This is a genomic window from Stenotrophomonas sp. DR822 (assembly GCF_019793815.1).
Classification (GTDB): domain Bacteria; phylum Pseudomonadota; class Gammaproteobacteria; order Xanthomonadales; family Xanthomonadaceae; genus Stenotrophomonas; species Stenotrophomonas indicatrix.
Genome location: NZ_CP081826.1, coordinates 1,078,497 through 1,099,438 on the forward strand (window position 1 = coordinate 1,078,497; position 20,942 = coordinate 1,099,438).

At 66.5% G+C, this 20,942-nt stretch carries 22 protein-coding genes; 6 read left to right on the forward strand and 16 right to left on the reverse strand.

Annotated elements, in window-relative coordinates:
• Positions 1-11 precede the first annotated feature (11 nt).
• Complete coding sequence (locus K5K93_RS04920; protein WP_222389994.1) at positions 12-689, reverse strand: protein-L-isoaspartate(D-aspartate) O-methyltransferase; 678 nt, start codon at positions 687-689, stop codon at positions 12-14.
• Positions 686-1,465, reverse strand: coding sequence for a 5'/3'-nucleotidase SurE (gene surE / locus K5K93_RS04925; protein WP_025878905.1), 780 nt, complete (start codon positions 1,463-1,465; stop codon positions 686-688). The genes K5K93_RS04920 and surE overlap by 4 nt, the downstream gene beginning before the upstream one ends.
• A 209-nt stretch (positions 1,466-1,674) precedes the next feature.
• On the opposite strand from surE, the gene K5K93_RS04930 reads away from it, so the two are divergent.
• Positions 1,675-2,214 carry a Smr/MutS family protein gene (locus K5K93_RS04930; protein WP_032976509.1) on the forward strand — a complete coding sequence of 180 codons (540 nt, stop codon included), beginning with the start codon at positions 1,675-1,677 and terminating at the stop codon, positions 2,212-2,214.
• Between the two features lie 141 nt (positions 2,215-2,355).
• Here the strand turns inward: K5K93_RS04930 and truD are convergent, their stop codons facing one another.
• The 10 genes from truD to K5K93_RS04980 form a co-directional block, all read right to left on the reverse strand.
• Complete coding sequence (gene truD / locus K5K93_RS04935) at positions 2,356-3,387, reverse strand: tRNA pseudouridine(13) synthase TruD (protein ID WP_222389996.1); 1,032 nt, start codon at positions 3,385-3,387, stop codon at positions 2,356-2,358.
• The gene (ispF, locus tag K5K93_RS04940) at positions 3,384-3,881 is read right to left on the reverse strand and encodes a 2-C-methyl-D-erythritol 2,4-cyclodiphosphate synthase (protein ID WP_025878902.1); all 498 of its coding nucleotides are present in this window, start codon (positions 3,879-3,881) and stop codon (positions 3,384-3,386) included. Before ispF ends, truD begins: the two co-directional genes overlap by 4 nt.
• Positions 3,882-3,915: 34 nt before the next feature.
• Entirely contained in the window at positions 3,916-4,614 is a 699-nt protein-coding gene (gene ispD / locus K5K93_RS04945) for a 2-C-methyl-D-erythritol 4-phosphate cytidylyltransferase (protein WP_032976507.1), read from the reverse strand.
• On the reverse strand, positions 4,611-4,961 hold the full coding sequence (gene ftsB, locus K5K93_RS04950; RefSeq protein WP_093820071.1) for a cell division protein FtsB: 351 nt from the start codon (positions 4,959-4,961) through the stop codon (positions 4,611-4,613). Before ftsB ends, ispD begins: the two co-directional genes overlap by 4 nt.
• A gap of 4 nt (positions 4,962-4,965) precedes the next feature.
• Complete coding sequence (eno, locus tag K5K93_RS04955; protein WP_080149197.1) at positions 4,966-6,258, reverse strand: phosphopyruvate hydratase; 1,293 nt, start codon at positions 6,256-6,258, stop codon at positions 4,966-4,968.
• A gap of 97 nt (positions 6,259-6,355) precedes the next feature.
• The gene (locus tag K5K93_RS04960) at positions 6,356-6,688 is read right to left on the reverse strand and encodes a hypothetical protein (protein ID WP_093820073.1); all 333 of its coding nucleotides are present in this window, start codon (positions 6,686-6,688) and stop codon (positions 6,356-6,358) included.
• Complete coding sequence (locus K5K93_RS04965; protein ID WP_222389998.1) at positions 6,688-7,035, reverse strand: hypothetical protein; 348 nt, start codon at positions 7,033-7,035, stop codon at positions 6,688-6,690. Before K5K93_RS04965 ends, K5K93_RS04960 begins: the two co-directional genes overlap by 1 nt.
• Entirely contained in the window at positions 7,032-7,862 is an 831-nt protein-coding gene (gene kdsA, locus K5K93_RS04970; protein ID WP_012510652.1) for a 3-deoxy-8-phosphooctulonate synthase, read from the reverse strand. Before kdsA ends, K5K93_RS04965 begins: the two co-directional genes overlap by 4 nt.
• Positions 7,863-7,950: 88 nt before the next feature.
• Positions 7,951-9,615 (reverse strand): CTP synthase, encoded by a 1,665-nt coding sequence (locus K5K93_RS04975; RefSeq protein ID WP_222389999.1) that lies wholly within the window; start codon positions 9,613-9,615, stop codon positions 7,951-7,953.
• 400 nt (positions 9,616-10,015) lie between these two features.
• On the reverse strand, positions 10,016-10,249 hold the full coding sequence (locus K5K93_RS04980; protein WP_025878895.1) for a hypothetical protein: 234 nt from the start codon (positions 10,247-10,249) through the stop codon (positions 10,016-10,018).
• Between the two features lie 160 nt (positions 10,250-10,409).
• On the opposite strand from K5K93_RS04980, the gene parE reads away from it, so the two are divergent.
• The 3 genes from parE (at position 10,410) to K5K93_RS04995 (ending at position 14,703) form a co-directional block, all read left to right on the forward strand.
• Positions 10,410-12,299 carry a DNA topoisomerase IV subunit B gene (gene parE / locus K5K93_RS04985; protein ID WP_025878894.1) on the forward strand — a complete coding sequence of 630 codons (1,890 nt, stop codon included), beginning with the start codon at positions 10,410-10,412 and terminating at the stop codon, positions 12,297-12,299.
• 230 nt (positions 12,300-12,529) lie between these two features.
• Positions 12,530-13,108, forward strand: coding sequence for a GNAT family protein (locus K5K93_RS04990; RefSeq protein ID WP_059063745.1), 579 nt, complete (start codon positions 12,530-12,532; stop codon positions 13,106-13,108).
• 98 nt (positions 13,109-13,206) lie between these two features.
• Complete coding sequence (locus K5K93_RS04995; protein ID WP_088101354.1) at positions 13,207-14,703, forward strand: S10 family peptidase; 1,497 nt, start codon at positions 13,207-13,209, stop codon at positions 14,701-14,703.
• Positions 14,704-15,174: 471 nt separating this feature from the next.
• Here K5K93_RS04995 and K5K93_RS05000 read toward each other — a convergent pair whose 3' ends face one another.
• Positions 15,175-16,296: an inorganic phosphate transporter gene (locus K5K93_RS05000; RefSeq protein ID WP_025878891.1), complete on the reverse strand. Its 1,122-nt coding sequence runs from the start codon at positions 16,294-16,296 to the stop codon at positions 15,175-15,177.
• Positions 16,297-16,309: 13 nt separating this feature from the next.
• Positions 16,310-16,936, reverse strand: coding sequence for a DUF47 family protein (locus K5K93_RS05005; RefSeq protein WP_025878890.1), 627 nt, complete (start codon positions 16,934-16,936; stop codon positions 16,310-16,312).
• A gap of 277 nt (positions 16,937-17,213) precedes the next feature.
• Here K5K93_RS05005 and K5K93_RS05010 point away from each other — a divergent pair, with 277 nt between their 5' ends.
• Both K5K93_RS05010 and K5K93_RS05015 read left to right on the forward strand, forming a co-directional pair.
• Positions 17,214-18,533 (forward strand): hemolysin family protein, encoded by a 1,320-nt coding sequence (locus tag K5K93_RS05010; RefSeq protein WP_093820083.1) that lies wholly within the window; start codon positions 17,214-17,216, stop codon positions 18,531-18,533.
• Complete coding sequence (locus K5K93_RS05015) at positions 18,517-19,170, forward strand: exopolysaccharide biosynthesis protein (RefSeq protein ID WP_025878888.1); 654 nt, start codon at positions 18,517-18,519, stop codon at positions 19,168-19,170. The genes K5K93_RS05010 and K5K93_RS05015 overlap by 17 nt, the downstream gene beginning before the upstream one ends.
• A gap of 89 nt (positions 19,171-19,259) precedes the next feature.
• On the opposite strand, the gene K5K93_RS05020 is transcribed toward K5K93_RS05015, so the two are convergent.
• Positions 19,260-19,757 carry a pyridoxamine 5'-phosphate oxidase family protein gene (locus K5K93_RS05020; RefSeq protein WP_025878887.1) on the reverse strand — a complete coding sequence of 166 codons (498 nt, stop codon included), beginning with the start codon at positions 19,755-19,757 and terminating at the stop codon, positions 19,260-19,262.
• 67 nt (positions 19,758-19,824) lie between these two features.
• A complete protein-coding gene (locus K5K93_RS05025; protein ID WP_032976501.1) occupies positions 19,825-20,820 on the reverse strand; it encodes an LLM class flavin-dependent oxidoreductase in 996 nt (331 codons plus the stop codon).
• Between the last annotated feature and the right edge of the window lie 122 nt (positions 20,821-20,942).

The following is a 20,942-nucleotide window of genomic DNA, read 5'->3' on the forward strand; positions in this document are numbered from 1 at the left end:
GCTCCGTGGATTCAATCGAGCATGCCAGACAGCAGCGGCACGAAGGTGACCGGCGCCAGCACGCGTTGTTCGATGCTGCCGTCATCCTTGCGGTCGAGCTGCACCAGCGACTGTGCGCCCGCGCAACCGACCGGGGCGACCAGGCGGCCACCTGCAGCCAGCTGCTCGACCAGCGCATCGACCAGTGCCGGTGCGGCGGCGGTAACCACGATGGCGTCGAACGGGCCATGCTCGGCCCAGCCCAAGCGGCCGTCGTCGTGCTTGGTGCGGATGTTCATGCCCAGCGCGCGGAACCGCTTGCGCGCCTGCCGCAGCAGGTCACCGATGCGCTCGACGGTATAGACCTCCAGCCCCAGCGCGCCGAGCACGGCGGCCTGATAGCCCGAGCCGGTACCCACTTCGAGCACCTTCTTCGGCGCCACCTGCAGCACGGCCTCGGTCATCCGCGCGACCACCCACGGCTGCGAAATGGTCTGGCCGTGGCCGATCGGCAGCGCGGTGTCTTCATATGCGCGCGAGGCCAGGGCCTCATCGATGAATAGATGGCGCGGCACCACCCGGATCGCGTTCAGCGTCGACTCGTCGACGATGCCGGCTTCGCGCAGGCGGTCGACCAGGCGGTCGCGCACGCGCTGCGATGTCATGCCGATGCCGACTGCTTCCGGCTGCAGGCGCAGGCGTGGGCTCATGCCGGCCGGTCCAGCGCGGCGCTGAGGCCGCCGACCCAGCTGGCGACCTTCTCCAGTGCCTGGTAGCGGGTCAGGTCAACCTGGATCGGGGTGATAGAAATGTGGCCGGTGCGCACCGCATGGAAATCGGTGCCCGGGCCGGAGTCCTGCTCGCGGCCGGCCGGACCGATCCAGTACACCTCGTTGCCGCGCGGGTCTTTCTGCGCGATGCAGCCTTCGGCGCGATGACGGTTGCCCAGGCGGGTGACTTCGAAGCCCTTGACCTCGCTCCACGGCAGGTCCGGCACATTGACGTTGAGGATGGTGTCGGCCGGCAGCGGATCGGCCTTGAGGCGGGCAACAATCTCCACTGCGGCACGCGCCGCCGTCTCGAAATGCTTCGGGTCGTGGTTACGGGTCACCAGCGACACCGCCACTGCAGGCAGTCCGAGGAAACGACCTTCCATCGCCGCCGAGACGGTGCCGGAATAGATCACGTCGTCGCCGAGGTTGGCGGCATTGTTGATACCGGACACGACAATGTCAGGCTCGAATTCCAGCAGGCCGGTGAGCGCAAGGTGCACGCAGTCGGTGGGCGTGCCGGCCACCGACACGGTGTAGTGGTCGATGCGCTTGAGCCGGATCGGCAGATCCAGGGTCAGCGAATTGCTGGCACCGGAGCGGTCGCGGTCGGGTGCGACCACCGTGACTTCGTGCCCGGCCTCGCGCAGCACGGATGCAAGCATCCGGATGCCCGCCGCGTCGACACCGTCATCATTGCTGACCAGGATGCGCATCTTCGATTTAACCGCTTGATTTTCCAAGAATTCGATCCCGTCACCTTGCAACGTGGGCGAAGCCGGCCCGTCTCCTCCAGGGAGGCGGCAGCTCCGCAAGTGCGCCGACTATTGTGCCGCAAGCGGGCGCTGGGTCCTACCCTGTCTGCTGTCACGGCCGACATCCAACGGTCATAGGCAGACCCGCGCAGGCGGTTTAACCTGTGCGCATGTCGCACCCTGAAGACGAAGATCCGGCTGCATTGTTCCGTGCCGCCATCGGCGAAGTGACGCCGCTGCGCAAGGAAGTGGAGCCCGCCCCTGCTGCGCCGCGGCCCAGGCCGCGTGCGCGCATGGCCGAGCGCGACGACGCGGAAGCCGCCGGTGAGTTCGCCCGGCTGCTGCGCGACAACGCTCCGCTGGAAGCGGGCGACGTTGCCAGCTACCGGCGCGACAACCTGCCGCCACGCCTGTTCCAGCGCCTGAAGCGCGGACAGTACTCGGTGCAGGACGAACTGGACCTGCACGGCGCCACCGCCGCGCAGGCCGAGATGATGCTGCGCCAGTTCCTGCTGGAGGCCCACGCCCACGAGTACGGCTGCGTGCGCATCATCCACGGCAAGGGCCTGCAGTCCGATGGGAGTGCGCCGGTGCTGAAGAACCTGGTGGACCGCCTGCTGCGCCTGCGCAACGACGTGCTGGCGTTCCATTCCGCCCCGACCGGGCAAGGCGGGACCGGCGCCATGCTGGTGCTGCTGGCGCGGCGTTGACGTTCTGCCGGTGGGATTCATCCACGCATGGCGTGGATCTACTGACGGCCCATCCACGCATGGCGTGGATCTACTGTGGCGGGCGGAGGAAAGTGGATCCACGCCATGCGTGGATGCTCTTCGCCTCCGCCACCATTTCCGTCAGGCCTGCGAAGCGTCTTCGACCGGGCCGAGCTCGTGCAGGACCGCAGTGGCATAGCAGCCTGGCGGCAGCGCGAAGGACAATTCCAGTACGTCAGCGGCCAGCCACTGGTGCTGCAGCAGCGCTGGACGCAACCGCAGCGCGCGCCGCTCCTGCTTCAGCCGCGCCTCTTCCAGGCCGCCGCGCAGCGCCTTGGATTCGTCATCATCCAGCGCTGCCAGTTCCAGCTCACGGGCGGCGTCGCTGCTGCGCAGCTCACCCTCGCCCCACAACGGAGCACTGGGGTGGATGTCGAAACGTGCCAGGCGCTCGGCCAGCACGTCGCTGTAGGGCTCGGGGCCGAACACGCTGCGGCTGCCATCAAGCATCCACACTTCGCCCTGCAGCGGCTGGTCCCAGCTGCCCTGCTCCACGCGTGCGGCCAGCACGCGGTTGAACAAGGCCGAACGCGCCGCCGACAACAGCAGCGAACGCTGGTCCTTGCGCATGCGCCGGCCACCGAACATCGCCAGCGCAGCGGGAACGTTGCCGCCATCGCGCCCGAAGCGCTGCTCGCCGAACCAGTTCGGCAGGCCGCGCATGGCGATCTGCTGCAGGCGCTCGTCGATCGCCGCCGCATCACCCTGCACATCGCGCAGCACCAGCCTGAAGCGGTTGCCCGCCAGCGCACCGCGCTGCAGCTTGCGGTTGTGCCAGGTGGAGTCGATCACCTCGATCTCGTCACTGGCCAGCTCGGCCAGATCGGGCGCGACGCGCTTGGGCAGATGTACGCTGAAACGCTGGGTGGTGACCGCGTTGCGGTCCTTCATGCCGGCATAGCTGACCGCCATTTCCGGCAGGCCTGCCCACTTGGCCAGTACCTTGGCCACGTGCACCGTATTGGCGCCACGCTTGCGGATATGCAGCAGCAGATGCTCGCCTTCACCGGTCGCTTCGAAAGCGGGCAGCTCATCGACCTGGAAATCTTCCGGCGTGGTGCGGATGCGCGCCTGCAGCAGCGGTGCACCGAACGCGAGCGGCAACGGGATCATGCGGCCACCAGCAGCACGACCGCCTGCGCAGCGATGCCTTCGCCACGGCCAGTGAAGCCCAGCTTCTCGGACGTGGTGGCCTTGACGCTCACCGCATCCAACGGCAGCTGCAACAGTTCACCGATGCGCTCGCGCATGGCCAGCGCATGCGGGCCGACCTTGGGCCGTTCGCAGATCACGGTGATGTCGGTGTTGCCGACACGCCAGCCGCGCTCGCGCAGCAGGCCATCGCAATGGCGCACGAACTCGCTGCTGTCCGCGCCCTTCCAGCGGTCGTCAGTGGGCGGGAAGTGCTGGCCGATGTCACCCAGCGCGATCGCACCGAGCATGGCGTCGCACAACGCGTGCAGGATGACGTCGCCGTCACTGTGCGCAAGCACGCCGCAGCTGTGCGGCACCGCGATGCCACCGAGCATGATGTGGTCGCCTTCACCGAAGGCATGGACGTCGTAGCCCTGGCCGATACGGACGGGCGGGAACGGGGAGGTGCTCATGGATGCAGCCCTTGCAGCAGGGCCGCGCGGGCGGTCAGCCGGCGCGGCGGGAGAGTACGAATTCGAAACGATCGAGATCGGCCGGGGTGGTGACCTTGAAATTGTCCTCGCTGCCTTCCACCAGCAGCGGGCGCTGGCCTTGGCGCTCCATGGCCATGGCATCGTCGGTCACATCGACACCGGCGGCAGCGGCCTCGGACAGTGCGCGGATCAACTGGTGGCGGCGGAACAGCTGCGGCGTCAGTGCACGCCACAGGCGCTCACGTGGCTCGGTGCCGTCGATGCCACCATCATCACCAGCACGCTTGAGCGTGTCGCGTACCGGCGCGGCCAGGATGGCGCCGACCGGATCGGTGCGGCCCACTTCCAGCAGGCGGCCAAGATCGGCCTGCGACAGGTTCGGACGCGCCGCGTCGTGCACCAGCACGAATTCATCGGCACGCACGCTGTCCGGCAGGGCCTGCAGCCCCGCCAGCACCGAGGCGGCGCGGGTGGCGCCACCGGTGCAGGTCAGCACCGGCTTGCCGGCCCATTCGCTCCAGCCCGGCCAATCGGCATCGTCCGCACCGATCACCACCATCGCCCCGGCCACGGCCGGGTGTGCCAGCAGTGCGTCCAGGGTGTGGGCGAGCAGGGTCTGCCCGCCCGCCTGCAGGTACTGCTTGGGCAACGGCGCACCAAAACGCGTGCCGCGCCCTGCGGCCGGAACAACCACCCAGATCGCCGCGCTCATGGCACGTCCGCCGGATGGTCACCGGCCGGGGCCACAACCGGCGCAGGCTGCGCCGGACGCGTCGGTGCATCTTCCACGACGCGGTAGAACTTCTCGCCGGGCTTGATCATGCCCAGCTCGCTGCGCGCGCGCTCTTCGATGGCGGACTGGCCTTCCTTGAGGTCCTTCACTTCGGCAGCAAGCGCATCGTTGCGCTGCTGCAGGCCGTCATTGTCCCGCTCCTGGTTGGCGACCTGGGCTTCGAGCATCATCACTTCACCCGAATTGCCCGGGCCGAACCAGAAACGGTACTGCAGCCATGCCAGCAGCAGGGCCAGCAACAACAGCAGCCAGCGCCAGTCGCGCATCGGCTCAGCGCTTCAGCGACACGAACGCGTCACGACCCGCGTAACGCGCGCCGGCACCGAGGGCTTCCTCGATGCGCAGCAGCTGGTTGTACTTGGCCACGCGATCGCTGCGGCACAGCGAGCCGGTCTTGATCTGGGTGGCGGTGGTCGCCACCGCAATGTCGGCGATGGTGGTGTCCTCGGTTTCACCCGAACGGTGAGAGACCACGGCGGCGTAACCGGCACGGTCGGCCATGGCGATCGCTTCCAGCGTTTCGCTGAGGGTACCGATCTGGTTGACCTTGATCAGGATCGCGTTGGCGGTGCCCGAATCGATGCCTTCCTGGAAGATCTTCGGATTGGTGACGAACAGATCGTCGCCGACCAGCTGCACTTTCTTGCCGATGCGATCGGTCAGCAGCTTCCAGCCCGCCCAGTCGTTCTCGGCCAGGCCGTCTTCGATGGTGATGATCGGGTACTGCGCGGCCCAGTCGGCGAGGAAGTCGACGAACTGCTCGGAGGTCAGGCGCTTGTTCTCGCCGACCAGGTTGTACTTGCCGTTCTCGAAGAATTCGCTGGAGGCCACGTCCAGGCCCAGCAACACGTCTTCACCGGCGGTGTAGCCGGCCTTGCCAATGGCTTCGAGGATGGTGTCCAGCGCTTCGACGTTGCTGCGGAAGTCCGGCGCGAAGCCGCCTTCGTCGCCCACCGCCGTGCTCAGGCCGTGGCCCTTCAGCACCGACTTCAGCGAATGGAAGATTTCGGTACCGGCACGCAGCGCTTCGGAGAACGAGGTGAAGCCGACCGGCAGCACCATGAACTCCTGGAAATCGACGTTGTTGTCGGCGTGCGCGCCGCCGTTGATGATGTTCATCATCGGCACCGGCAGCGACGGGGTCGCGCCGGTCTTGGCGGCCAGGTACTGCCACAGTGCCTGCTTGCTGGAGGCAGCGGCGGCGTGCGCGGCAGCCATGGAAACACCCAGCAGTGCGTTGGCGCCCAGGCGGCCCTTGTTCTCGGTGCCATCCAGATCGATCAGGCGACGGTCCAGGCCGGCCTGGTCGGTGGCCTCGAAACCCTTCAGTGCGTTGGCGATGGCGCCGTTGACGTTGTCGACGGCCTTGCGCACGCCCTTGCCGAGGTAACGGGTCTTGTCGCCGTCACGCAGCTCCACCGCTTCCTTGGTGCCGGTCGATGCGCCGGAGGGAACCGCGGCGCGACCGAACGAACCGTCCTCCAGGGTGACTTCGGCTTCCAGCGTGGGGTTGCCACGGCTGTCGAGGATTTCACGGGCATGGATGCTGCGGATCGTACTCATGGTCGGGCCGGTTACCTGTATGGAGAGGGGGCGACAAAAACGAATGCCGCGTGATTATCCCCGGCTACCCCTCACTTGCCAAATGGCGTGATGGGCATCAGCCCCAGCTGGACCCGATCACGATCAGCAGCAGCGACACCAGCATCACCAGCAGGGCTCCGGCAATGGCCGCGCACACCGGCCCGCGCCGACGTCGCCAGGCCATCACCATCGCCACCAGGCTGCCCACGAAGGACAGCACCAGCGTGACCAGCGCGCCCAGCATCCAGTACTGCATGGCCTGCACGCCGTTGTTGCCATCCCCCGGCGGACGGAAGCTGGCGGCGAAGGCCAGCACGCCCACGAGCAGGCCGCCCCAGGCGAGCACCGACAGCAACAGGGCGATCAGGCCCCACGGCCAGCCGCGCGAGGGTTCAGGCGTCGTATTCATCAAAGAAGATCGTGCAGCAGGATGCCCGCCCACAGCGACAGCAGGACCATCGCCAGTGCAGCGGTAACCCTGCCCCGGTTCAGGCGCCAGCCGAGCACCGCGGCGAAAAGCCCTGCGGAAATGGTCAGCACTTCGGCCACCGCCAGGGCGATGACGAAGGGCATCAGGTTCACTACCGGACCGCCGGCACTGGACGGGCGCATGCCGGCACCGAACAGCATGCCGATGGCGAACACACCCGAAACCGACAGCAATGCCAGGCCGAGTGCGATCGGGCCCCACGGCCACTGCTGCCAGCGCCGGCGACGACGCTGGATCTCCAGCGCCGCCTGCGAGTGCTGGCTCACGCGAAGCGCGAGAAGCCGTGCTTCTTGGTCACCGCGTCGAGCTCCATCAGGGTCTCGAGCAGGGCTTCCATCTGGTCCAGCGGCCACGCGTTGGGGCCGTCGGACAGCGCCTTGGACGGGTCCGGATGGGTTTCGGCGAACAGGCCGGAGATGCCCACGGCAACCGCGGCACGCGCCAGTACCGGCACATGCTCGCGCTGGCCGCCGGAACTGGTGCCCTGCCCGCCCGGCAACTGCACCGAATGGGTGGCGTCGAACACCACCGGGCAGCCGGTATCGCGCATCACCGCCAGCGAACGCATGTCGCTGACCAGGTTGTTGTAGCCGAAGCTGGCGCCACGCTCGCAGACCATGATCTGCTCGTTGCCGGTGGCCTTGGCCTTCTCGACGACAGGCTTCATGTCCCACGGCGCCAGGAACTGGCCCTTCTTGATGTTGACCGGCTTGCCGGCCGAGCACACCTTGCGGATGAAGTCGGTCTGGCGGACCAGGAACGCCGGGGTCTGCAGCACGTCCACCACCGAGGCCACTTCGTCCATCGGGGTGTATTCGTGCACGTCGGTCAGCACCGGCACGCCGATCTGCTTCTTGACCTCGGCCAGCACCTTCAGGCCCTCTTCCATGCCCGGGCCACGGAAGGCCGTGCCGGAGGTGCGGTTGGCCTTGTCGAAGCTGGACTTGAAGATGAAGTTCACACCGAGCCTGTCGGTCACTTCCTTCAGCTTGCCGGCGGTATCCAGCTGCAGCTGCATCGACTCGATCACGCAGGGGCCGGCGATCAGGAACAGGGGCTGGTCCAGCCCGACCTCGAATCCACACAGTTTCATGGCGTTTCCTTGTTGTCCGCTACACCGGCAGTGCCGGTGCGCTGGGGTTGAAGCGAGCAAGATGGGGGCCGGCGGCCCCCATGACAAGTCAGGCGCGCACTTCCTGCAGCAGCTTGCCGCCGGCCTTGCGCTCGCGCGCGGCACGGATGAAGCCGATGAACAGCGGGTGGCCATCACGCGGGGTGGACAGGAATTCCGGGTGCGCCTGGCAGGCCAGGAACCACGGATGCTGGTCGCGCGGCAGTTCAATCACTTCCACCAGGGTGTCGTCCATCGACTTGCCGGCGATCACCAGGCCGGCGTCTTCCAGCTGGGTGCGGTAGCGGTTGTTGAACTCGTAACGGTGGCGGTGGCGCTCGGCGACCACGTCCTTGCCGTACAGTTCGCGGGCCAGCGTGCCCGGCTTCAGGCGCTGCTCCTGCAGGCCCAGGCGCATGGTGCCGCCCAGGTCACTCTTGTCGTCACGCTTTTCCACGTCGCCGGTGGCAGTGCGCCATTCGGTGATCAGGCCGATCACCGGGTTAGGCGACTGGCGATCGTTCTCGGTGCTGTTGGCGTCTTCCAGGCCCACCACGTGGCGCGCGTAGTCGACCACCGCAGCCTGCATGCCGTAGCAGATGCCGAAGTACGGCACCTTGTGCTCACGGGCGTACTGCGAGGTGAGCACCTTGCCTTCGAAGCCACGGTCGCCGAAACCACCCGGCACCAGGATGCCGTCGACATCGGCCAGCGCGGACATGTCGCTGCCTTCCAGGTCCTGCGCTTCCAGCCACTTCAGGGTGACCTTGGTGCGCTGGCGCAGGCCACCGTGCTTGAGCGCTTCGCCGACCGACTTGTAGGCGTCCTGGTGGTCGATGTACTTGCCGACCACCGCGATGGTCACCGCATCCAGCGGATGCAGGGTGGCATCGACGGCGTCTTCCCACATCGACAGGTCGGCCGGGCCGGCCTTGTCGGCCAGCTTCAGCTGGTTGATGACGATCTCGTCCAGGCCCTGTGCGTGCAGGCCCATCGGAATGCGGTACAGCACATCGACGTCGGGCACGCTGATCACCGCGCGCTCGGAGACGTTGGTGAACTGGGCGATCTTGCGACGCTCCGAATCCGGTACCGGCTGTTCCGAACGGCACAGCAGCACGTCCGGCTGGATGCCGATCGAGCGCAGTTCCTTCACCGAGTGCTGGGTCGGCTTGGTCTTCAGCTCACCCGCCGCAGCGATGTACGGCACCAGGGTGAGGTGCATGAACAGCGCCTTTTCCGGGCCGCGCTCGGTGCGTACCTGGCGGATCGCCTCCAGGAACGGCAGCGACTCGATGTCGCCGACGGTGCCGCCGATCTCCACCAGGGCCACGTCGAAGCCCTCGGTGGCTTCGTCCATGCAGCGACGGATCTCGTCGGTGATGTGCGGAATGACCTGCACGGTCGCGCCCAGGTAGTCGCCGCGGCGCTCCTTGCGGATCACTTCCTCATAGATGCGACCGGTAGTGACCGAGTTCTTGCGGCTCAGGCGGGTGCGCACGAAGCGCTCGTAGTGGCCCAGGTCGAGATCGGTTTCGGCGCCGTCGTCGGTGACATACACCTCACCGTGCTGGAACGGGCTCATGGTGCCCGGGTCGACGTTGATGTACGGATCGAGCTTCATCATCGTGACCTTCAGGCCACGCGCTTCGAGAATGGCGGCCAGTGACGCGGCGGCAATACCTTTGCCGAGCGAGGACACCACGCCGCCGGTTACGAAAATCAAGGGAGTCATGGCTGCAAGCATCCTGTCTGGAAATGGAAAACGGCAGCGCCACGCCTGCCCGGGGGGCGGGCGTGGAGCAGAAAGGGGGTTTTCCGGTTCGCTGGAGCAGCGAGGGAGGTGCGGGCCCGGCCAGCGCAATGCGCCAGCGGGGAACCACCCTGCGAGGTCGGGGCGGCCGTGCCGGTCACTTCGACCGTCACCTGCGACCCGCTTTGCTGGAGGCCACGCTTGGCCGTGCCAGCCCATTCGCAAATGGTGGACACGCACTTACTCCCGGAAAGCCATAGTTTACAGATAGATGGCCGCCAACCCAAGGGGCAGATGGCGCCATCGGCAAAAAGAAACGCCCCGCTGGGCGGGGCGTTCGAGGGGGAAACCCTTGTGGCAAGGGCCTCGAAGGGCAGAAGAATTACTTCTTCTTGCGTGCCTCTTCCTCTTCTTCCTGCTGCGGCACCGGCTGGCCCTTGGCCTTCATCTCGGCATTGGCCTGCGCGCGGCGCTTGGCCTTGGCCTCGGCTTCGGACTGCGCCTTGTCGGCCTGGTCACCCTGCTGCGGAGCAGGCTGGCCGGCGTTCTGCGCCAGCACCATCGGCACTGCAACAGCGGCGGCAGCCAGGATCGCAATGGTCAGCAACTTCTTCATGGAGTCCTCCTCGCGGTATGGCTCGGATGTGGGGGGCGCCGGTGTTCGGTTCCAGCGGTTGCCATTTTACCCCCTCCCCGCCAACGAGGCTGAACCGCAGGCGTGCAAATTCCCGGTCCAGACCGCACACTTGCCCGTCGCTCCACGCTTTCGAAGACAGATGAACGCCCGCTATAACGCCGCCGATATTGAAGTCCTGTCCGGCCTTGACCCGGTCAAGCGCCGCCCCGGCATGTATACCGACACCGCGCGCCCGAACCACCTGGCGCAGGAAGTGATCGACAACTCGGTGGACGAGGCCCTCGCCGGCCATGCCCGCTCGATCGAGATCACCCTGTTCAAGGACGGCAGCGTGGAGGTCAGCGATGACGGCCGCGGCATGCCGGTGGACATCCATCCGGAAGAGAAGATCCCGGGCGTCGAGCTGATCCTGACCCGCCTGCATGCCGGCGGCAAGTTCAACAACAACAACTACACCTTCTCCGGCGGCCTGCATGGCGTCGGCGTCAGCGTGGTCAATGCGCTGTCGACCCTGGTGGAAATCCACATCAAGCGCGACGGTGCCGAACACCGCATCACCTTCCGCAACGGCGACCGCGCCTCGCCGTTGGAAGTGGTCGGCACCGTCGGCAAGAAGAACACCGGTACCCGCCTGCGCTTCTGGCCGGACCCGAAGTACTTCGATACGCCCAAGTTCGCCGTGCGCGCGCTCAAGCACCTGCTGCGCGCCAAGGCCGTGCTGTGCCCGGGCCTGACCGTCAAGCTGACCGACGAAGCCACCGGCGAGGTCGACACCTGGTACTACGAGGATGGCCTGCGCGATTACCTGAAGCTGGAACTGGGCGATCGCGAGTCGCTGCCGGCTGATCTGTTCGTGGGCAACCTGAAGAAAGACACCGAGATCGTGGACTGGGCCGTGGCCTGGCTGCCGGAAGGCGAGCTGGTGCAGGAAAGCTACGTCAACCTGATTCCCACCGCACAGCACGGCACCCACGCCAACGGCCTGCGCACCGGCCTGACCGAAGCGCTGCGCGAGTTCTGCGACTTCCGCAACCTGCTGCCGCGCGGCGTCAAGCTGGCCCCGGAAGACGTGTGGGACCGCGTGTCGTTCGTGCTGTCGCTGAAGATGACCGACCCGCAGTTCAGCGGCCAGACCAAGGAACGCCTGTCCTCGCGCCAAGCCGCCGGTTTTGTCGAAGGCGCCGCGCACGATGCGTTCAGCCTGCTGCTGAACCAGAACGTGGAGCTGGGCGAGAAGATCGCGCAGATCGCCATCGAGCGCGCCAGTGCGCGCCTGAAGACCGAGAAGCTGGTCGTCCGCAAGAAGGTCACCCAGGGCCCTGCCCTGCCCGGCAAGCTGGCCGACTGCATCAGCCAGGACCTGTCGCGCACCGAACTGTTCCTGGTCGAGGGCGACTCGGCAGGCGGCAGCGCCAAGCAGGCCCGCGACAAGGATTTCCAGGCGATCCTGCCGCTGCGCGGCAAGATCCTCAACACCTGGGAAGTGTCCTCCAACAGCGTGCTGGCCTCGGAGGAAGTGCACAACCTGGCGGTGGCCATCGGCTGTGACCCGGGCAAGGAAGACATCAGCGGCCTGCGCTACGGCAAGGTGATCATCCTGGCCGACGCCGACTCCGACGGCCTGCATATCGCAACGCTGCTGACCGCACTGTTCCTGAAGCACTTCCCGGCGCTGGTCGATGCCGGCCACGTGTTCGTGGCGATGCCGCCGCTGTTCCGCATCGACGTGGGCAAGCAGGTGTTCTACGCCCTGGATGAGGAAGAAAAGCGCTCGATGCTGGACAAGATCGAACGCGAGAAGATCAAGGGCGCCATCAACGTGACCCGCTTCAAGGGCCTGGGCGAGATGAATCCGCCGCAGCTGCGTGAATCCACCATCCATCCGGACACCCGTCGCCTGGTGCAGTTGACCATCGACGATGGCGAGCAGACCCATTCACTGATGGACATGCTGCTGGCCAAGAAGCGCGCGTCGGACCGCAAGGGCTGGCTGGAGAGCAAGGGCGATCTGGCTTCGCTGGAAGTCTGATTCCGGTGCGTCATTGCACGGGGCCGTGGCGACGGCCCCAACCTCGCCGTGCGGGCATTGTTCACTCGGCGCGGGCGATCTGGCTTCGCTGGAAGTCTGATTCCCGGACCGGCACTACCGGACCTCTTCGTGCTGCCGGCCAGCGGCCGGCATTACCGGGCCGTTGGATCGGCCGCCATCGGCAAACCCTGCGGGTCCATAATGCGCGTTCATCCGCGTGGACGACCCCATTGCCCGCCAACTCACTGCTGTTCCCCGGGCTGCCGCTGCACAGCGCGCGCCTGGTACTGAGCCCCATTCGCCGCGATGACGCCGCGGCCCTGTTCGCCCTGCAGTCCGACCCGGACGTGATGCACTGGTGGAACCACCCGGCGTGGACGCGTCCGGCCGAAGCACGCGCGCAGATCGACGACGACCTGGCTGCACAGGCGACCGGCACGCAGTTGAAGCTGGCCCTGCGCGAATCGGTGGACGGCCCCCTGCTGGGCATCTGCGTGGTGTTTGCCCTGGATCGGGATGCGGCGCGCGCGGAAATCGGCTATCTGCTGGCACCTGGCAGGCAGGGCCACGGCTACATGCATGAAGCGCTGCAGCAGGTGCTGGCCTATCTGTTCAACACCCTGCAACTACACCGGGTGGAAGCGGAGATCGATCCACGCAACCACGCCTCGGCACACGTGCTCGAACGCCTGGGCTTCCACCGCGAAGGCCTGCTGCGGCAGCGCTGGCGTATCCAGGGTGAACTGGCCGACTCGGCCGTGTATGGGCTGCTGGCCGACGACGCGGTGCGCTCAGCCACCGTCGCTTGACCGGATCAGGCCACAACGCCGGCCCATGCCTTTGGACACATACGGTGCGCGGCACCCCGCCCTAGCATCGGGGTCCCTTCCGCTGCCGTTCCGGTGCCATGAAGTTCCTGCTGCACTCTGCCGCGCTCTGCGTCGGCCTGCTGATCGCCCCTGCCTGCGTGCTGGCCGCGCCTGCTGCTGACGGTGCCTCCGAAACGAAAGAAGAGAAGACCGAAGCCGCTCCCCTGCCGGCCGATGCGTCGGCTCGCCAGAGCATGCGCCTGGCTGGGCGCACCCTCGACTACACCGCCACCGTCGGCACCCTGCCGGTACGCGATGCGAAGGGCAAGGTGATCGCCGATGTGGTGTTCACCGCCTACACGATGCCGGGCAAGGACCGGCCGGTGACCTTCGCGCTCAATGGCGGCCCCGGCGCGTCTTCTGTGTACCTCAACCTGGGCGCCATCGGCCCGAAGGTGGTGACCTTCGGTTCGGAAGGCGACAGCGCATCGGCGCCGGCGAAGCTGCACGACAATCCCGGTACTTGGCTGGACTTCACCGACCTGGTGTTCATCGACCCGGTCGGTACCGGCTTCAGCCGCGCCCGCATCGGCGATGAGGAGGCGAAGAAACAGCTGTATACGCCCAGTGCCGATGTCGAGTACCTCTCGCGCACGATCTACGACTGGCTGCTGCGCAACCAGCGCATGGCCTCGCGCAAGTACCTGACCGGCGAGAGCTATGGCGGCTATCGCGGCCCGCGCATCACCCACTTCCTGCAGACGCGCCTGGGCGTGGCGATGAACGGCCTGGTGCTGGTGTCGCCTTACCTGAGCCCGACCCTGGAAGACAACGCCGATGTCTCGCCGATGGCGTGGATGCAGACCCTGCCGTCGATCGCTGCCGCGCACCTGGAACGCCAGGGCAAGCTGACCGACGCGGCGATGCGCGAGGTGGTCGAGTACACCCGCGGTGACTACGCCACCGCGCTGATGAAGGGCCGCAGCGATCCGCAGGCGACCGAGGCGATGCTGCGCCGGGTAGCCGAGTTGACCGGCTTGGACCCGCAGTTCGTACGCCGCGCCGGCGGCCGTCTGGAGACCCAGGCCTACCTGCGCGAGGTGTTCCGCGACAAGGGCACGCTGGGCAGCCGCTACGATTCCAACGTCACTGCGTTCGATCCGTTCCCGAACGATCCGGAGCAGCGCGCCAACGACCCGCTGCTGGACAGCATCATCGCCCCGACCACCACCGCGATGGTCGACTTCGTCACCCGTGAGGTCGGCTGGAAGGTGGATGCGCGCTACCAGGCACTGAACTACGACGTGAACCGTCTGTGGGATCGCAATGGTGACCTGCGCGAAGGTGCGGTGACCCAGCTGCGCCAGGCCGTGGCGATCGACCCGCATCTGCAGGTGCTGATCGTGCATGGCTGGAATGACCTGTCCTGCCCGTTCATGGGCTCGATCCTGACGGTGGACCAGATGCCGACGATGGGCAGCAACCCGGACCGCGTGCAGGTGCGCAGCTATCCGGGCGGGCACATGTTCTACAGCCGGGCTGACAGCCAGGCGGCGTTCCGCAGGGATGTGCAGGCATTGTTCCAGCGCAATTAAGGGGTTGTCGGCCGGGCCTGCGGCCCGGCACCCGCAGAATCGACGGCAACGGCAACGGCAACGGCAACGGCAAGGGCAACGGCAACGGCAACGTCAAAAACTGGCTTTCCGTGGGTTGGCGGGGTGGGCCCGGTTGCGGGGGACGCCGTAAACCCCCAGACCGGCCCAGCCGCTGGCGGCTGTGCGTTCGGGCGCTTGCGAAGCAGTGCTTCGCAAGCAAAGCGCCCTCACCCTTGGGGGCTTGGCCGCGGCATCCATGCCGCGGACACCCCCGCAACCGGACCCACCCCGCCTTCGACAGGTTCCGCTGCTGTTGGTGGGTGTCGACTTCCTGCTGCTGTTGGTAGGTGTCGACCTTGGTCGACACTGTAGATCCACGCCATGCGTGGATAACGGAAACCGGATGCTTCATGAAATGAAAAAGCCCGCCGGAATCCGGCGGGCTTTTTGTTTCCAGCGTTGGCGTGGAACTCAGGTCCAGCCGAGCAGCTCGAACAGCTTCAGGATCAGGTAGGCGCAGCCGCCTGCCGCCGGGATGGTCAGGATCCAGGCCCAGACGATGCGTTCGATCACGCCCAGGCGCAGCGAACGCGGGTTCTTGGCGAAGCCTACGCCCATGATCGCGGTGGAGATGCTGTGGGTGGTCGATACCGGCATGCCGAAGTGCGCCGCCAGGGTCAGCACGGTGGCCGAGCTGGTTTCCGCGGCGAAGCCGTGGATCGGGTGCAGCTTGACCATCTTGTGGCCCAGGGTCTTGATGATCTTCCAGCCGCCCGAGGCGGTACCGGCGGCCATCACCACCGCACAGGTCAGCACGATCCACATGGCAATGCCGTCGCCGGCGTGCGCGTCCGGATGCATGAAGGCCAGCCACGACGGCAGGTCGTTCAACGCGCCGGTCGCCTCGGCACCGATCAGGGTCATCGCGATGATGCCCATGGTCTTCTGCGCATCGTTGTGGCCGTGGGCAAAGCCCATGTAGGCCGCCGAAGCGATCTGTGCCTTGCCGAAGAACGCATTGACGATGCGCGGACGTGCCAGCCGGCCGATCGCGCCGCCGATCTTGGCCAGGCCTGCGATCAGTGCCCACAACAGCACCATCACTGCGATGCCGAGCAGGAAGCCTGCGATCGGCGAGGTGATCATCGGCACGAACACCTTCCACAGCAGGCCCTTGTTCTGCGCCCAGCTGCCAAGCCGTTCGGACCAGATCAGCGCGTCCCAGTTGTTGTGGGCCGCAGCCAGGCCGGCGCCGCACAGGCCACCGATCAACGCGTGCGAGGACGAGGACGGCAGGCCCTTCCACCAGGTGATCAGGTTCCAGATGATGCCGCCGAGCAGCGCGCACAGGATCACCTGCGGGGTCACGTCGACCACGTTGGTGTTGAGCAGGCCCGACGCGATGGTCAGTGCGACCGCGGTGCCGGTCAGGGCACCGATGAGGTTCATGAAGGCGGCAAGCATGACCGCCCAACCGGGCGACAGTACTTTGGTTGCCACCACGGTAGCGATGGAGTTGGCGGTATCGTGGAAGCCGTTGATGAACTCGAAGACGAGCGCGGCCAGGATCACCACCAGGACTAGGGTGAGCATCGGTACCGGCCCGTCAGCTGTTCTTCAACACGATCTGGTACGCCACCACACCGGCCTCGCGGCAGCGGTCGATGGCCTTTTCCAGGATCTCGAAGAATTCCTTGAGCAGGAACATCTGCAGGTTGTCCAGGCGACCGGAATAGATGTCACGGTACAGCTCGAGCATCAGGCGATCGGCCTCGTTTTCCAGCGAGCGCAGGCGCTCGTTGAGCGCGGTCATCCGGTCCAGGTTCATGTGGCGCAGGTCGGCGACCATCTCCACCACTACGCCAGCGGCCTGCTCCAGCATCGCCGCGCGCGGCGCGAAGTCGATGTGTTCCAGGTGGGTGGTGGCCAGCGAATAGCGATCGGCGAACTTCTCGATCTGCTTGGGAATCTTGTACAGGGCCGAGCCCAGCGCTTCGATGTCTTCGCGCTCGATCGGGGTCATGAAGCTGTCCACCAGCGCCTGGCTGATCTTGTCCGAGGCCGCGCGTTCGCGCAGACGGGCCAGCTTGAAGGCATCCAGGGCGGGCTGGCGATCGGCGTCGCGCAGCATGGAATGCAGTGCCTTGGCGGCGTCGGAAGCCGCGACGGCAGCCTCATCGAGCAGGGTGTAGAACTGTTTGCCGGAACCGAAAATGGTCTGCAGAGAGAACATTGAGAAACCTGTCAGCCGTCGCGGGAAGGACGGCACCAGTGCGAATTATGACGGCTAGATGACCATCACGGGTATCCCTGCCCCTTTCCGGGGGTCAGGACGCCCAAAACTGAACAGGCATTTGCCACCGAGCCACGGCCCTTTGCTAAGATGCCAGCGCGCCTTCGGGCGCACCTTATGGACGACGACCCTTATCCCCCAGCGCCGCGCCGGACCCCGTTCCTGAGCGCCTGCCGCCATCGCAAGCACCCGCCCTCCCTGCCACCAACCGGGGACGATGCCCGTGTTTGAAATGATCCTGATTGTTTTCGCGCTTGTTCTGCTGAACGGCTTCTTTGCCATGTCCGAGATGTCAGTCATGACCTCGCGCAAGAGCCGGCTGAAGCAGCTGGCCGGCAATTCCAAGCGCGCGGCCAAGGCCCTGGAGCTGTCGGAGAAGCCGGAAGCCTTCCTGTCCACCGTCCAGATCGGCATCACCGTGATCGGCGTGCTGACCGGCTTCCTCGGCGGCGAGGCCCTGGGTGAAGCCATCGGCGGCTGGATCCAGGGGCTGATGCCGGGCTTCGCCTACGCCGGCGGCATCGGCAAGGCCCTTGCGGTCACCTTCATCACCTTCATCACCCTGATCTTCGGCGAACTGGTGCCCAAGCGCCTGGCCCTGACCCGCTCGGAGGACATCGCCGGCCTGGTGGCGCTGCCGATGAGCTGGCTGGCCAAGCTGGCCTTCCCCTTCGTCTGGCTGCTGTCCAAGACCACCCAGCTGGTGCTGCGCCTGTTCGGCCTGGGCAAGGACGAGGTCGCGTCGGTGACCGAAGAGGAGATCCGCATGCTGGTGGCCGAGAGCCACGAGGCCGGCGTGATCGACAGCCACGAGCGCGACATGATGAACCGCGTGATGCGCCTGGGCGACCGTACCGCCGACAGCCTGATGACCCCGCGCAACCGGATCGCCTGGCTGGATACGCTGGGTGGCCTGGACAAGAACCTGGAGATCATGGCCGAGCACGAGTTCTCGCGGTACCCGGTGTACCGCGACAACGACATGGACGTGGTCGGCGTGCTTGAGCTGAAATCGCTGGCCACGCGGATGGCACGCGGCGACAACGCGCTGTTCCAGACGTTGCGCGAACCGCTGTACGTCTCCGAATCCACCCATGCGATGAAGCTGCTGGAGATCTTCCGCGAAGAACAGCAGTCGATGGCGCTGGTGGTGGACGAGTACGGCGAGATCCAGGGCCTGGTAACCATCAGCGATTTGATGGGCGCGGTGGTCGGCCGCCTGCAGGCAACGGAAAATGCCGACGAGGACGCGCTGGTGGTGACCCGTGAGGACGGCTCGCTGCTGGTGGACGGCTCGCTGCCGATCGAGGACCTGCGCGAGCTGATCGGCAGCAACGACCTGCCCGACGCCGAGGATGGCGATTACTACACCCTGGCCGGCATGTGCATCCACTTCTTCGGCCGCATCCCCCACGCGGGCGAGTACTTCGACTGGGCCGGCTGGCGCTTCGAGGTGGTCGATCTGGACGGTGCGCGCGTGGACAAACTACTGCTTCGCACCCTGTCCGACGAGCAGGCCGATGAGCTCACCGCCTGACGCCGGCCCCGGCGCTGCATCGCCGGAGTACCGCAACGAGGGCATCCGGACCCTGCTGGCGATGTTCGCCTTCGGTGACCCGGCCCAGCACATGAAGCTGGGGCAGATCCTGCAGGATCTGCAGCAGAGTGCCTTTGGTGTATTCCTGTTCGTCGCCATCCTGCCGGCCTTCATCCCCATCCCGGGGCTGGGCGGCGCAGTCAGCGGTCCGTTGGTGATCCTGATCGGCCTGCAGATGCTGTTCTGCATGCGCCGGCCCTGGCTGCCCGGCTTCATTGCCCGTCGCGGGCCGAAGCGCGGCACCATGCACCGGTTCCTGGATCGCATCGATGGTGCCCTGCGCCGCCTCGACCGCATGCTCAAGCCGCGCATGCCGCAACTGCTGACCCCGGCTCCCGCCCACGCCTTCAGCGGCCTGCTGCTGGTGCTGCTGGGCCTGCTGCTGTCGTTGCCGATTCCGTTCACCAACTATCTGTTCGGCTTCCAGTTGCTGCTGTTCGCGCTGGCCCTGCTTGAACGCGACGGCGCGCTGATGTTGTTCAACTGGGTGGCTGCGCTGGTGGCGATCGCTTTCTTCGGCTTCAGTTCCGGGCAGCTGGTGGGCTACACCGTCGACCTGTTCCAGCGCTGGTTCTGAGCGCCTGCCGCTGCGCTCGCCGGGCATGGTCCGGCGCTACCCTGAGCCCCGCCCGGTAGCGCCGGGCCATGCCCGGCGGGTTGCTGCAATCAACGCAGATCGATGAATCCGTTGTCGCCCAACCGTGCCGGTTCATCCTGCACCGCCGACAACACGAAACTCAACGCCGAGCCGAGCAGCGTGCCCGGTCCGTCCCAGTACTCGGCGGTCTCTGCACGCACGTGGATCAAGCGCAGGCTTGGGTCATCCGGGCCGCCCGGGAAGAACAGCTTCATCGCCGGCGACCACAGCTCTTCGACCTTCGCGCGGTCGTCGATGATCCGTGCCACGCCGGCTACCGACACATACGTATTCTTCGATGGCGAGGCATAGGCCACGTTGACCCGCGGGTCGAGCGCGATCTCGGCCACCTTCGGGCTGTCGGCCGCAGTGGCGAACCACAGGTCGCCATCGAAGGCGACCTGCTGGGTGCCAAGCGGACGGCTGTAGAGGCGCCCATCGACACCACGGGTGGTGAACATCGCCACCTCCACGTCCTTGATCAGTTCAGCCAGCTGGGCAATGTGCTCGGTACGCGATTCGTCCATGGGGGACTCCGGAAGTGGGAGTCCCCATCAGACGCGTCCGCACCGCAAATTGCCGTGACGCAATTGTTCAGCCCGCGTGGCGGGCATGCCAGGCGTGCATTGCCAGCTCGAACGAGCGAAGGCGCGCGCGGTGGTCGTACAGGTTGGCGGTAAGCATCAGTTCGTCGGGCTGATGGCGCTCGACGAACGCCGCAATGCCATCGGCGACCTGCTGCGGATCACCCAGCACGGTGCACGCCAGCGCCCGCTCCACGCCGAGCTTCTCGTGGGGTTCCCAGAACGCTTCGATGTCATCGATCGGCGCCGGAATCTTGCCCGGACGGCCGCGACGCAGGTTGACGAAGCTCTGCTGCTGGCTGGTGAACAACCGCCGCGATTCGGCCTCGCTGTCACTGGCCACCACGTTCAACGCCAGCATCGCGTGCGGCTGCTTGAGCGTGGCCGAAGGGCGGAATTCGCGGCGATACACCGCAAGCGCTTCATCCATGGAATCGGGGGCGAAGTGCGAGGCGAAGGCGTACGGCAGGCCCATCGAGGCGGCCATGCGTGCGCCGAACAGGCTGGAACCGAGGATCCAGGTCGGCACCCGCAGGCCGCCACCCGGTACGGCCTGCACCGCCTGCCCAGGCTGCACCGGTTCGAAGTAGTGCAGCAGCTCGCGTACGTCCTGCGGGAACTGGTCGGCACTGTCGAAATAGCGGCGCAGGGCGCGGGCGGTCGGCTGGTCGGTACCCGGCGCGCGGCCCAGGCCCAGGTCGATGCGATCGGGATACAGCGAAGCCAGCGTGCCGAACTGCTCGGCCACCTGCAGCGGCGCATGGTTGGGCAGCATGATGCCACCGGCGCCGACGCGGATGCGTTGGGTGCCACCGGCCACATGACCGATCAGCACCGCCGTGGCGGCACTGGCGATGCCAGGCATGTTGTGGTGTTCGGCCAGCCAGTAGCGGCGGTAGCCCAGCGCATCGGCATGCTGGGCCAGCTCAAGCATGTTGGCAAAGGCGGCAGTGGTATCGCTACCCTCGCAGACCGGGGCCAGGTCGAGAATCGACAACGGGATCATCAGGCGGTTTTCCGTCACAGGATCCCCGTTTGATGGGGTCGCCCTGCCGCCACGGCCAGTGCCGGTGGCGGGACGCTGATTCCTGCCTGGCCGGTTCAGGCCCGCAGGCCAATGTGGAAGGG